Source organism: Stenotrophomonas sp. TEPEL (assembly GCF_004348785.1).
GTDB lineage: Bacteria > Pseudomonadota > Gammaproteobacteria > Xanthomonadales > Xanthomonadaceae > Stenotrophomonas > Stenotrophomonas indicatrix.
Genome location: NZ_QQXJ01000001.1, coordinates 578,448 through 591,474, shown reverse-complemented (window position 1 = coordinate 591,474; position 13,027 = coordinate 578,448). Strand labels below are relative to the sequence as shown.

Sequence of the window (13,027 nt, the reverse complement as noted above, 5' to 3'; positions counted from 1 at the left end):
GGTCGGTCGACACGCTGTGCCTTGGTAGGTGTCGACCTTGGTCGACACGCTGTGCCTTGGTAGGTGTCGACCTTGGTCGACACGCTGTGCCTTGGTAGGTGTCGACCTTGGTCGACACTGCCGGCCAGCGGCCGGCACTACCCCCTCTGCTGCCAGGCCGCCAACAGCGCGCGGCAATCTGCGAAATGCCAGTCGGCACGGCCCGGCCACGGGTTTTCCGGCAGGTTGACCAGCACGGTGTGGGTGCCCGCGGCGCGGCCGCACTCCAGGTCGTAGGCGTGGTCACCGACCATCACCGCCTGCGCAGGCGCGATACCCCAACGCCGCAGGTGCTGCTGCAGGCCATCCGGCGACGGCTTGGGCACCGCTTCATCGCGGCCGATGATGTCGGCATCGTCGAACAGCTCCCCGACCCCGATCGCGTCCAGGGTCAGCTTCGCCAGCGCATGGTCGTTGCGGGTCAGGATGCCCAGCCGGCAGCCGGCGCCCTGCAGTGCGCGTACCAGCGCCACCGCTCCCGTTGCCGGCTGGGAAGCAGCGGCCAGCGCACGCTCGTGCGCCAGCAGCCAGGCGTGCTTGGCGCCAGCCTCTGCGGCCGGCAACCCGGCCAGATGGGTGAGGATGTCATCCTCCTGCGGAATCGCCAGTTCGCGCTTGATCCGCGCAAAATCATGCACCGCCACGGTCAGCGTGCCATCCATGTCGAACACCCAGTGGCGGATCGCCGACAGCGACGACGCAGCCGCCGGTACCTGCACGGTCAACGCCACCACGCCGGCATGCGGCTGGCATCCACGCCACCGGTCTCGAACACGGCCGTGCGCGTGCCACCGGCCTTGACCGGGAACTCGATGCTGATCGACTTGCCCTTGGCTGCCAGCTTCCACAACGCCTTCTGGTCGGTGATGAACATGGCGATCGCCTCGTCGGTCTTCGGCCGCCAGGCCGCCATGGAGACCGGCTTGCCGCCGTCCACGGTGACCTTCACCGTGCACTGCGGGCAGCGGAAATCGCCGGCCTGCAGCACCAGGTAGGCATGACGCTTCCATTCAGGGTGGTCGCGGAACACCAGCTGCACCGGCTTGGCGCCGCTGCCATCCACGTCCACCCGTTCCTTGCTGAAGATCTGCGCCGACACCTGGTTGCCCTTGCTGCCGACCGGAATCTGGTTGTACTGCCACAGCGCCTGCATGCGGCGCAGATCGCGCGCGGCATCGCCCTTGGCCTTGACCTCGTCGAAGCCGGCGGCGATGCGCTCGGCGGCGGCGGTGTCCTTGTACTGGTCCAGCAGCGCGGCACCGTGCAGGCGCGCGCGCTCCCAGTCCTGCGCGGCCACGGCCATGTCGTACTGCTTGGCCACGTCTTCGGCCTTGGCTTCCTTCTGTGCCTGCACGGCGGCCGCAGCGGCCTCCTGCGCCTTGCGTTCTTCCTCGGGGTTGCTGCAGGCGGCCAGGGCCAAGGTGCAGGCGGTGAGCAGGATCAGTCGTTTCATGGCGGAGTCCTTTACGGGTGCATTCCGATTCTATCGGCAGCGAAAAGCGGATACAGCAACGGCGGGTTTCCCCGCCGTTGCTGGTGAAGCAGCATCAGGTTGCCGGCCAGCGGCCGGCACTACCGTTTACTTGGCTTCGGCCTTGGCCAGCATGTCCTGCACCGAGGCGGTGGTGATCGGGTGGTAGCCCGGCTTGGCCTTCTCGAACGCCTGCTTGGCCAGCTCCAGCCCCTTCGGGGTCTTCACCAGTTCAGCGTAGATCGGCAGGATCAGCTTGCGACGGCCGACACGCTCGATGAACGCAGCGGCCGCTTCATTGGCCTGCTCGTAACCGCTGCGGATGGTCAGCGGGTACCAGCGCATGGCGATCTCGCCATTCGGGGTGCCGGTGAAGTGGAACGCCTTGTCCAGCGTGGCCAGCTTGTCCAGCGGCTGGGTGGCGCCCAGGCCGTCGATGAAGCGGACCCATTCCTGGGTGCTCCACTCGGCAATCACCTGGCTGCTCGGCACGGTGCCGGCGCTGGCGAAGGCGATGCGCGCGGTATCGACGCTGCTGAAATTGCGCGACTGCGCCTTGGCTGCGAACGCCGGAATGCCCGGCTCGTCCAGCCACGCCTTCAGTTCGGCCTCGGTCACCGCCGACGGATTCTTCGGCAGCAGGTTCTTCTTCAGGTACTCGACGAACTGGTCGGTGTTGGCGCTCTGGAAGGCGTGGTCATCGAACCAGCCGCGCAGGAACGGGTCGAAGGTTTCGCGGCCGAAGCGCTGTTCCAGGAATTCCAGGAACCACGAACCCTTGACGTAGGCCACCTGGCTCAGGGCTTCGTCCGGGTCACGCTCGTTCAGCGGCGGCAGCGCCAATGCCTGGTCGGCAGGGCTCATGTCCTTCACTTCGGCCAGCAGATCGGTCTGGTCGATCTGCTTTTCCATTTCGGCCATCTCCTTGCCATACAGGGCTTCGGTGATGCGGCCCTGGACGTAGGTGGTGAAGCCTTCGTTGAGCCAGATGTCCTTCCAGCTGGCGTTGGTCACCAGGTTGCCCGACCAGCTGTGTGCCAGTTCATGGGCGACCAGCGAGACCAGCGACTTGTCGCCGACGATCACGGTCGGCGTGGCGAAGGTCAGGCGCGGGTTTTCCATGCCGCCGAACGGGAACGACGGCGGCAGCACCAGCATGTCGTAGCGGCCCCAGCGGTATTCGCCGTACAGCTTCTCGGCGGCACCGATCATCTTCTCGGTGTCTTCGAATTCCTTGGCGGCCTTGTTGACCATGGTCGGCTCGGCCCAGACGCCGGACCGGCCGGAGATCGGCTCGAACACGAGGTCACCGGCAGCAATGGCCAGCAGGTAGGACGGAATCGGCTGCGGCATCTTGAAGGTGTAGTCACCGTCACGCGCGGCCTTGGGATCGTTGTCGGCGCTCATCAGCACCATCACGTCCGGGCGCGAGACCACGTGCGCGCTGTAGGTGAAGCGCACGCTCGGGGTGTCCTGCAGCGGTACCCAGGAACGGGCGTGGATCGCCTGCGACTGGCTGAACATGAAGGGCAGCTTCTTGCCCTCGGTCATCGACGGCGCCAGCCATTGCAGGCCCGAAGCGGTCGGTGCGGTGTGGTAGGTCACTTCGACCTTGGCCGGCTGTTCCGGGGTTTCGATGGTCAGCTTGCTGCCGAACACCTTGTCGGCCGGGGCCAGCACGAACTGCAGCGGGCTGCGCGCGCCGTCAGCGGCGATCGCTTCGACCTTGGCGATGCTCAGCTCGCGGGTGTCCAGCACCAGCTGCTTGGCGTCCTTCTGCTTCCATTCCAGGGTGTAGGTGGCGGTGCCGCCGATCTGCTTCTGGTCGAAGTCCAGCTTCAGGTCCAGCGCGATGTCCTTGACGACGACCTTGTCCGGCTCGGCGTACGAGCTTTCATCGTGGCTGCGGTTTTCGGCGTTCACGGGGGCGGCGGGAGCCTTCTGGGCAGTCGGGGCGGCGGCGGGTGCAGCCGCCTCCTGGGAGCAGCCGGCGGCCAGGGCCACGGCCAGCGGAAGGAGCATCAGCGGATTGCGCATGAATCGGGACCGTTACGGGGAACAAACCCCAATGGTACCTCTCCCCCGGCCGGGAAGCGTTGCGCGGTGCAGGGTAACGGCCGATGCGCAGCGCGCTCGCCGGGCACGGCCCGGCGCTACCGACGGGTACCGGGGCGTTGCGTGGTAGCGCCGGGCCGTGCCCGGCGACCGTCAAGGCTTACAGCTTGTAGCCGGAGTGGATCGAGACGATGCCGCCGGTCAGGTTCTTGTAGTGGCAGCGCTCGAAGCCGGCCTGCCCCATCATCGCCTTCAGCTCTTCCTGCGGCGGATGCTTGCGGATGCTCTCGGCCAGGTACTGGTAGCTGTCCGAATCGTTGGCAAACAGCTTGCCCAGCTTCGGCAGGATCTTGAACGAGTGGAAGTCGTAGATCGGCTTGAACCAGTCGGCAGTGACTTCGGAGAACTCCAGCACGCGGGCCTGGCCGCCCACCTTCAGCACGCGGAACATCTCGCGCAGGCCAGCGTCCTTGTCGGTCACGTTACGCAGACCAAAGGCGATGGTCACCAGGTCGAAACTGTTGTCCGGGAACGGCAGGGCCTCGGCGTTGCACTGCACGTAGTCCAGGCCCAGCACCAGGCCGCGGTTGGTCAGGCGGTCACGGCCGACCGACAGCATGCCGGCGTTGATGTCGCCCAGCACCACCGAGCCCTCGGCACCGACGCGCTCTTTCAGCAGCGCGGCGATATCGCCGGTGCCACCGGCCAGGTCGAGCACGCGGTCGCCCGGCTTCACCTGCGCGGTGGCGACGTAGTAGCGCTTCCATGCCCGGTGCACGCCCATGCTCATCAGGTCGTTCATCAGGTCGTAGTTGCGCGCGACCGACGTGAACACCTGGCCGACCAGCTTCTGCTTGTCCTTGGCGTCAACGTCGCGGAACCCGAAATGGGTGGTACCGGATTTGTAGGGGGATTCGCTCATGCCCCCGATTATCGCACCGCCGGGCCCCTGCGGGGAACGCTGGCCGTATCATGGCGCCCCACGACCTACCGGAGCCCCGCATGATCACCACGCCCGACTACCAGGCCCTGCTGCAGACCGCCATTGCCGAAGCCCGCCAAGGCTTGGCCGAGGGCGGTGTGCCGATCGGCGCGGCGCTGTACCACAACGACGGCCGCCTGCTCGGCTGCGGCCACAACCGCCGCGTGCAGGAAGGTGATCCGTCCGTGCATGGCGAAACCGATGCCTTCCGCAAGGCCGGCCGCCAGCGCCGCTACCAGGACACCATCATGGTCACGACCCTGGCTCCCTGCTGGTACTGCTCGGGCCTGGTGCGGCAGTTCAACATCGGCACGGTGGTGGTCGGCGAATCGCGCACTTTCCAGGGCGGCATCGACTGGCTGCGGGAAAACGGCGTCAACGTGATCGACCTGGACAGCCAGGAATGCGTGGACCTGCTTGGCGGTTTCATTGCGCAACATCCGGAAATCTGGAACGAAGACATCGGCGAATGAGCCTCCGCCACGGCTGATGAGCCCGCCTTGATGAACGCTTCAGTGCCGGCACAGCCTTGTGCCGGCAGCGTCTGCACGCTTCAACGTGAACTGCTGCGCAGTCAGCTGCGTGCAGTCAACACACGCCACTAACATCCTGCTGCGCAGCGACGTCTAGGGTGGGCTGCAACCGGGCCCCCGCCCCGGATTGGAGCCGACCATGCAAGCGCATGCCGTACGTCCCCGCTGTGACCCCGCCTTGGCCGCGATCTGGAGCCGACTGCAGCAGCAATACGCGCTGCACCAGCGCAGTGCCCCGTTCTGGAGTGCCTACCAGGACATGCAGCAGGATCTGCTGCACGACCACCCCCGCGATCTGGTACGCCTGTGCAATGCGATGGCCGCCATGGCCGAACAGCTGGGCGCGGTTGAACACGCGCAGCTGCTGCGCCATCGCCACGCTGGCTCCACATCGCGCTGACGCGGCATGCACCGCCGCCCGGGCCACACTGTAATGGGACCCCCACTCCCTTCACCTCCAACCGATTGGATTGTCATGCACGCTGAAGTTCCCGCCATTCCCCCTGTCATCAATGTCGATGCGGAGCTGGATTACTGGCGCCGCCAGCACGCCGATGGCGCACTCGCGCACACCTCGTTCGGCACCTATGTCCCGTGGATCAAGTTTGCCTGTGATTCGCTGATCACCCAGCCACGCGCCAGCAATGCCCAGCGCGACGAGCTGTTCCAGACCCAGTACGCCCTGCAGATCATGCCGCGCCTGACTGAAGCGCAGGCGCGCGAATTCGTTGAACGCTGCTGGCAACACGTTTACCTGGCCAGCCCGGTGCGCAGCCAGGAAGCACCGCGCCTGCGCGCCTGAGTCCACAGCCGCTGCACGGTACCTGCACGGCCATGGGCCGATGATCGTCGCCATTCCCGTGGAACGATGACGATGAGCGCAAGGAACCTGTTCAATACGATCGCCAAGAAGGCCGCGGCCGCCACCGGCTCGCCGTGGACCTTCCTGGCTGCTGTGTCGATCGTGGTGCTGTGGGGCATCACCGGCCCGATATTCAAGTTCAACGACACCTGGCAGCTGGTAATCAACACCGGCACCACCATCATCACCTTCCTGATGGTGTTCCTGATCCAGCACACGCAGAACTCGGACACGGCCGCGATGCAGATCAAGCTGGATGAACTGATCCGCGCCACCGCCGAGGCCAACAACGAGTTGCTGGACCTGGAAGAGCTGGACGAAGAGCGTCTGGAAGAGATCCGCGCCGAGTACGAAAGAATGGCGCGCGAAGCCGGCGACGCATTGACGCGGGTACGCGCCTGCCGCACCGAGCGGCGCGATGACGAAGCGGTGTGACGGCAGCAACGCTCGCCGGGCATGGCCCGGNGCTACCGGGAANTCCCCNCTCTNGTAGCGCCGGGCCATGCCCGNCGAGCGCGCAGCGCGGAACGCAGCAGACACCGTGNACACCNAACGGGAAANCCGCCGGGCATGGCCCGGTGCTACCGCAGTGTCCCCATACGGATGGCGCTCAACCCGTGCGCAGACTGGAGGATCCCCACAAGAATCGGTGGCGATTGCCGATGCCAGCAGACATGCTGTTCCCAACAGACTGGCTTCATGTCCAGTCGTCATCTTGCGCGTGGCCGCGATTCGCGGGTCGATAGCTGCTATGTGCTCACCACTGTCGTACGGCAGCGGCGTCGGGTTTTCGAAGACCCCGACCATGCCGCATGCCTGCTGGAAGCGCTGCGGTTCGTGGAACGTGCAGGCATGAGCCACTCCTTTGCATGGGTCATCATGCCCGATCATCTCCACTGGCTGGTGCAACTGCGCAGTGGAACACTTGCCCGACTGATGGGAACGGTGAAGTCACGCAGCAGCAGACACTTGGGGCAACAGTTCGGAGTGGATACACCGCTTTGGCAGCCCAGCTACTTTGACCATACGGTGCGTCATGAGGAAGCCTTGAGGCGTCACGCTCTCTACATCCTGGGCAATCCCATTCGGGCGGGACTCACCCACCAGTTGGATGAGTATCCCTTTGCGTGGTGCCGCTGGTCGATGCGGTAGCGACGGGCCATACCCGGCGAGCGCGGAACGCGGAACGCAGCAGACACCGTGACACCGAGCGGGAAGGCCGCCGGGCATGGCCCGGCGCTACCGGTCTGCGCGCTTACCCGCGCTCGTGCCAGCCGCCGCCCAGCACCTTGTACAGCGTGATGCGGTTGGCGTGCTGTGCCAGCTGTGTCTGCAGCTGACTCTGCTGCGCGCTGTAGGCGGTACGCCGTGCGTCCAGCAGGGTAACGAAGCTGTCCAGCCCCGCGTCATAGCGCGCCTGCGACAGGCGGTTGGCCTGCTCGGCCGCTTCCACCAGGCGCTGCTGCGAGGCCACCTGCTCATCCAGGCTGACATTCAATGCCAGCGCATCGGCGGTTTCGCGGAAACCGCTCTGGATCGATTTTTCGTACTGCGCCAGCGCGATATCGCGATCGGCGTTGGCCACCGCCAGGTTCGCGCGCAGCTTGCCGCCCTGGAAGATCGGCAAGGTGATCTTCGGCAGGAAGCTCCACATCCGCGTGCCGCTGTCGAACAGGCCGGACAATTCACCCGAGCCACTGCCGATGCTGCCGGTCAGCGAGATGCTGGGGAAGAACGCAGCGCGTGCGGCACCGATGTTGGCATTGGCCGCCAACAGCTGATGCTCCGCGGCCATGATGTCCGGGCGCTGCAGCAGCACGTCGCTGGGCAGGCCAGCCGGCGGTGGTGCCAACGCAAGCACCTGCGGTGAGATGCTGTCCGGCAGCAGAGCCGGATCCAGCTGGCCACCGGCCAGCAGCGCCAGCGCGTTGCGGTCCTGGGCCAGCTGTCCACGCAGGCGTGCGGCATCGGTGCGCGCGGTCTCGACCAGGGTGCGGGTCTGGGTCAGTTCCAACCCCGAACTGCCACCACGCTCATGGCGCGCTTCGGCCAGGCGCAGCGAATCTTCATAGGTCTTCACCGTGGCTTCGGCGATCTTCAACTGTTGCGCGTCGGCACCGTAGGTCAACCAGGCGGTGGCGGTCTCGGCCACCAGGCTCAGCTGCGCGTTGCGGCGATTGGCGGCTACAGCGAAGTACTGCTGCAGCGCGGCCTCGCTCAGGTTGCGCACGCGGCCGAACAGGTCCAGTTCGAACTCGGCCACGCCGACGCCCGCACTGAACTGCTCGGTGACCGGCACGTCGCCACCGCGGCGGTCCATCTGCCCGGTCACGGCCACGCCCGGTACGCGGTCTGCGCGCTGCACGCGGTACTGGCCACGCGCCTTTTCGACGTTGAGCACGGCCACGCGCAGGTCGCGGTTGTTGTCCAGCGCCTGGCCGATCACCTGCTGCAGGCGCTCGTCGGTGAAGAAGTCACGCCAGCCGACCGCGGCCGCATCGGCCACTTCGCCCTGCGCGGCTTCAGCCGGCCACTGCGACGGAATGGCCGGGGCCACTGCGGTGTTCTTCGGCGCCAGGGTGCCGCACGCGCTGAGCGCCAGCGCGGTGGCAAGGGATGCTGCAAGAGAAGAGAATTTCATAGCGACACCTTGGGGGGCACGGTGGTAGCGCCGGGCCGGGCCCGGCGACCATGCGGTGAGGCATGCGCCGGGCNTGGCCCGGCGCTACCGGTTTTCATCACTCGGTGGCGTTGCGCTTCTTGAACACGCGCTGCACCACGACGAAGAACAGCGGCACGAAGAACACGCCGAGCACGGTGCCTACCACCATGCCGCCGAGCACGCCGGTACCGATCGCCTGCTTGGCACCGGAGCCGGCACCACTGGAGATCGCCAGCGGCAGCACGCCCATGCCGAAGGCCAGCGAGGTCATGATGATCGGGCGCAGGCGGTCGCGGACCGCGTGCATCGTCGCTTCGATCAGCCCCGCGCCCTTCTCCAGATGCTCCTTGGCAAACTCGACGATCAGGATCGCGTTCTTGCTGGTCAGGCCCACCGTGGTAAGCATCGCCACCTGGAAATAGATGTCGCGCTCCATGCCACGGAAGGTATTGGCCAGCACCGCACCGAGAATACCCAGCGGTGCCACCAGCAGCACCGAGGTCGGCACGCTCCAGCTTTCATACAACGCGGCAAGGCACAGGAACACGATCATCAGCGACAGCGTGTACAGCAGCGGCGTCTGCGAGCCCGCTTGGCGTTCCTGGTAGGACATCGCGGTCCACTCGACGCCGAAGCCCGCCGGCAACTGCTTGGCCAGCTGTTCGATCTCGGCCATGGCATCACCGGACGCCACGCCCGGGGCCGGTTCGCCCTGGATTTCGGTAGCCGACACGCCGTTGTAGCGTTCAAGGCGCGGCGAGCCGTAGTCCCAATGCTTGCTGGCGAAGGCGCTGAACGGAACCATCTCGCCCTTGTCGTTCTTCACCGACCAGAGATCGAAGTCCTCCGGCACCATGCGGAACGGTTGGTCAGCCTGCACGAACACGCGCTTGACGCGGCCACGGTCGATGAAGTCATCGATGTACGAGCTGCCCCACGCGGTGGCCAGGGTGGTGTTGATCTGGTCGATCGACAGGCCCAGCGAGCTGGCCTTGGCCACATCGATATCGATGCGGAACTGCGGGGTGTCTTCCTGGCCGTTCGGTCGCACGTTGGCCAGCTTCTTGCTGCCGGCCGCCAGGCCCAGCAGCTGGTTGCGGGCCGCCAGCAATGCCTCGTGGCCCTGACCGCTGTTGTCCTTCAGGAAGAAGGTGTAGCCGGAGGCCGTGCCCAGTTCCGGAATGGCCGGCGGCGGGAAGGCAAAGATGAAGGCATCCTTGATCTGCCCCAGCGCGGCCATCGCACGTCCGGTGATCGGCATCACCCCGTTGTCGGCGTCACGATCCTTCCAGTCCTTCAACTTGACGAAGGCCATGCCCGCATTCTGGCCCATGCCGGCGAAGCTGAAGCCCTGCACCGAGAACACCGACTCGACGGCCCCCTTCTCGTTTTCCATGAAGTGCTTTTCGAGCGCGGCGATCGATTCCAGCGTGCGCTCCTGGGTCGCGCCCACCGGTGCCTGCACCAGCGCCATCAGCACGCCCTGGTCTTCGTTGGGCAGGAACGAGCTGGGCAGGCGCACGAACAGCACGCCCATCAGCAGGAACAGCGCGGCCACAATGCCCATGAACCGCCACGGACGGTGCAGGATGCCGCGCACGCCGCGCTGGTAGCTCTCGCTGGTGCGGTCGAAGCCACGGTTGAAGCCGTTGAAGAAGCGACCGGCGAAGCCGCGGTGGGCGACATGGTGCTCGCCCTTCTTCAGCGGCTTGAGCATGGTCGCGCACAGCGCTGGCGTCAGCACGATCGCGACCAGCACCGACAATGCCATCGCCGACACGATCGTCGCCGAGAACTGCCGGTAGATCACGCCGGTGGAGCCGCTCATGAAAGCCATCGGCACGAACACCGCCGACAGCACCAGGCCGATACCGACCAGGGCGCCGGTGATCTGGCTCATCGACTTGCGGGTGGCTTCCAGCGGCGACAGGCCCTCTTCGGACATGATGCGCTCGACGTTCTCCACCACCACGATGGCATCGTCCACCAGCAGGCCGATGGCCAGCACCATCGCGAACATGGTCAGCATGTTCACCGAGAAGCCCAGCACCGACAGCACGCCGAAGGTGCCCAGCAGCACCACCGGCACGGCGATGGTCGGGATCAGGGTGGCGCGGAAGTTCTGCAGGAACAGGTACATCACCACGAACACCAGCACGATCGCTTCGAGCAGGGTCTGCACCACGCCCTTGATCGACACGCGCACGAACGGGGTGGTGTCGTACGGGATCTCGGCCTTCAACCCGGCCGGGAAGAAGCTCTTCATGTCTTCCAGCGCGGCATCCACACCGGCAGCGGTATCCAGCGCGTTGGCGCCGGTGGCCAGGGTGACCGCCAGGCCGCTGGCCGGCTGCCCGTTGTAGCGGGTGACGAAGTCGTACGACTCGGCGCCCAGCTCGACGCGGGCTACATCGCCCAGGCGCAGTTCGGCACCGTCCTGCGCACCGCGCACGATGATGTTGCGGAACTGTTCGGGGGTCTGCAGGCGCGACTGCGCGTTGATGGTGGCGTTGAGCTGCTGGCCCTTCACCGACGGCGCACCACCCAGCTGGCCGATGGCCACCTGCGCGTTCTGTGCCTTCACCGCAGCGACCACTTCCGGCACCGAGATGCCGTAGGTGTGCAGCTTGTTCGGGTCCAGCCAGATGCGCATGGCGTACTTGCCACCGAACACCTGGATGTTGCCCACGCCGGGAACGCGGCTGAGACGGTCCACGACGTTGGAACCGACGTAGTCGGAGATGTCGTTGGCATCCATGCTGCCGTCTTCGGACACGAACGCGATGACGTTCAGGAAGCCCGAGCTGGACTTGGCCACGTTGATGCCCTGCCGCTGCACTTCCTGCGGCAGCAGTGGCATCGCCAGCTGCAGCTTGTTCTGCACCTGCACCTGGGCGATGTCGGGGTTGGTCCCGCTCTCGAAGGTCAGGGTGATGGTGGCCTGGCCGTTGGACGAGCTGTTGGAGGAGAAATAGATCAGGCCATCAAGGCCCTTCATGTTCTGCTCGATGATCTGCGTCACCGAGTCTTCGACCACCTTGGCCGAAGCACCCGGGTAGCTGGCGCTGATTTCCACCGCCGGCGGTGCGACGTTGGGGTACATCGAGATCGGCAGCTTGAACAGGGCCAGGCCGCCGGCGAGCATGATGATGATCGCGATGACCCACGCGAAGATGGGTCGATCGATGAAGAAACGTGCCATGGAGTTCTCCGCTTACTTCGCGCCTGCGGCCGCAGCTGCAGGTTGGGCGGCGGCCGGCTTGGCCGGGGCGGCGCCCTGTTCGGTGGCATTCACGGGCATGCCCGGGCCGATCTTCTGCAGGCCTTCGACGATGACCTTGTCGCCGGCCTTCAGGCCGTCCTCGACCAGCCACTTGTCGCCGACGGTGCGGCTGACCTTGACCGGGCGCACTTCGACCTTGTTGTCCTTGCCGACCACCATTGCACTGGTATCGCCCTTCGGATCGCGGGCGATGCCCTGCATCGGCACCAGCACCGCATCGCTGCGCACACCGCCGCCGATCACTGCGCGCACGTACATGCCCGGCATCAGCAGGCCATCGGGGTTGTCGACCTTGACCCGCAGCGCGAAGCTGCCGGTGGCCGGATCGACGCTGACTTCGGAGAACTCCAGTGTGCCCTTGTGTTCGAAGGTGCTGCCGTCTTCCATCAGGATGCTGACCGGCGTCTGCTGGTTGTCCTGCAGGCGGCCGGCGGCCAGTTCGCGGCGCAGCTGCAGCAGTTCGGCCGAGGACTGGGTCAGGTCGACGTAGATCGGGTCCAGCTGCTGCACGGTTGCCAGCGCCGTGGCCTGGCCGGCGCTGACCAGCGCGCCCTGGGTGACGCTGGACTTGCCGATGCGGCCGCTGATCGGCGCGGTGATGCGCGCATAGCCGAGGGTCACGTTGGCGGCATCCAGCGCTGCCTTGGCGGCACCGACGTCGGCCTCGGCCTGCTTCTGCGCAGCCACGGCGTTTTCCAGATCCTGCTGGCTGACCGCGTCGACCTTGGCCAGCTCGGTGATGCGCTTGGCGCTCAGGCGGGCAGCATTGGCGGTGGCCTCCGCACGGGCCAGCTGTGCACGGGCACTGTTGGCCTGGGCGCGGTAGCTGGCGTCCTCGATCTGGTACAGCGGCTCGCCGGCCTTGACCATCCCACCCTCGGTGAACAGGCGCTTGGCGACGATGCCATTGACCTGCGGGCGCACTTCGGCCACCAGGAAGGCGTTGGTGCGGCCCGGCAGCTCACGGGTCAACCCGACGGTCTCGGACTTCAGCGTGACCACGCTGACCTGGCCCGGCCCCTGTTCGGGCGCCTGGGGTTGGCCGCCGCAGGCAGCGACGGTGGCAGCGATCGCCAGCGACAACGCGAAGGGTCGGATTCGGCTCAGCAACATGATGGGAATGGCTCTTGAAGGGAGGGA

General features: G+C 66.1%; 12 protein-coding genes. 5 read left to right on the top strand and 7 right to left on the bottom strand.

Annotated elements, in window-relative coordinates; all coding sequences use genetic code 11:
• Window positions 1-137 precede the first annotated feature (137 nt).
• The 4 genes from TEP_RS02745 to ubiE all read right to left on the bottom strand — a co-directional run bounded on the left by TEP_RS02745 (window position 138) and on the right by ubiE (window position 4,487).
• Complete coding sequence (locus TEP_RS02745; protein ID WP_240790621.1) at window positions 138-773, bottom strand: HAD family hydrolase; 636 nt, start codon at window positions 771-773, stop codon at window positions 138-140.
• Complete coding sequence (locus tag TEP_RS02740) at window positions 761-1,492, bottom strand: hypothetical protein (RefSeq protein ID WP_132824151.1); 732 nt, start codon at window positions 1,490-1,492, stop codon at window positions 761-763. The genes TEP_RS02745 and TEP_RS02740 overlap by 13 nt, the downstream gene beginning before the upstream one ends.
• A gap of 126 nt (window positions 1,493-1,618) precedes the next feature.
• Window positions 1,619-3,547, bottom strand: a complete 1,929-nt coding sequence (locus TEP_RS02735; protein WP_132824149.1) for a M1 family metallopeptidase — start codon at window positions 3,545-3,547, stop codon at window positions 1,619-1,621.
• 178 nt (window positions 3,548-3,725) lie between these two features.
• Window positions 3,726-4,487 carry a bifunctional demethylmenaquinone methyltransferase/2-methoxy-6-polyprenyl-1,4-benzoquinol methylase UbiE gene (ubiE, locus tag TEP_RS02730; RefSeq protein ID WP_025877269.1) on the bottom strand — a complete coding sequence of 254 codons (762 nt, stop codon included), beginning with the start codon at window positions 4,485-4,487 and terminating at the stop codon, window positions 3,726-3,728.
• Between the two features lie 80 nt (window positions 4,488-4,567).
• Here ubiE and TEP_RS02725 point away from each other — a divergent pair, with 80 nt between their 5' ends.
• From TEP_RS02725 to TEP_RS02705, 5 genes are all read left to right on the top strand, one after another.
• On the top strand, window positions 4,568-5,020 hold the full coding sequence (locus TEP_RS02725; protein WP_005411083.1) for a nucleoside deaminase: 453 nt from the start codon (window positions 4,568-4,570) through the stop codon (window positions 5,018-5,020).
• Between the two features lie 199 nt (window positions 5,021-5,219).
• On the top strand, window positions 5,220-5,480 hold the full coding sequence (locus tag TEP_RS02720; protein WP_132824147.1) for a hypothetical protein: 261 nt from the start codon (window positions 5,220-5,222) through the stop codon (window positions 5,478-5,480).
• 75 nt (window positions 5,481-5,555) lie between these two features.
• Window positions 5,556-5,882: a hypothetical protein gene (locus TEP_RS02715; RefSeq protein ID WP_089236961.1), complete on the top strand. Its 327-nt coding sequence runs from the start codon at window positions 5,556-5,558 to the stop codon at window positions 5,880-5,882.
• 72 nt (window positions 5,883-5,954) lie between these two features.
• Window positions 5,955-6,377 carry a low affinity iron permease family protein gene (locus TEP_RS02710; protein ID WP_132824146.1) on the top strand — a complete coding sequence of 141 codons (423 nt, stop codon included), beginning with the start codon at window positions 5,955-5,957 and terminating at the stop codon, window positions 6,375-6,377.
• Window positions 6,378-6,641: 264 nt separating this feature from the next.
• Window positions 6,642-7,094: a transposase gene (locus TEP_RS02705; protein ID WP_132824144.1), complete on the top strand. Its 453-nt coding sequence runs from the start codon at window positions 6,642-6,644 to the stop codon at window positions 7,092-7,094.
• Between the two features lie 103 nt (window positions 7,095-7,197).
• Here the strand turns inward: TEP_RS02705 and smeF are convergent, their stop codons facing one another.
• The 3 genes from smeF to smeD all read right to left on the bottom strand — a co-directional run bounded on the left by smeF (window position 7,198) and on the right by smeD (window position 13,000).
• Window positions 7,198-8,583, bottom strand: a complete 1,386-nt coding sequence (smeF, locus tag TEP_RS02700) for a multidrug efflux RND transporter outer membrane subunit SmeF (RefSeq protein ID WP_132824142.1) — start codon at window positions 8,581-8,583, stop codon at window positions 7,198-7,200.
• A gap of 97 nt (window positions 8,584-8,680) precedes the next feature.
• Window positions 8,681-11,806: a multidrug efflux RND transporter permease subunit SmeE gene (gene smeE / locus TEP_RS02695; protein WP_132824140.1), complete on the bottom strand. Its 3,126-nt coding sequence runs from the start codon at window positions 11,804-11,806 to the stop codon at window positions 8,681-8,683.
• 12 nt (window positions 11,807-11,818) lie between these two features.
• Window positions 11,819-13,000 (bottom strand): multidrug efflux RND transporter periplasmic adaptor subunit SmeD, encoded by a 1,182-nt coding sequence (gene smeD / locus TEP_RS02690; RefSeq protein ID WP_132824138.1) that lies wholly within the window; start codon window positions 12,998-13,000, stop codon window positions 11,819-11,821.
• Window positions 13,001-13,027 lie beyond the last annotated feature (27 nt).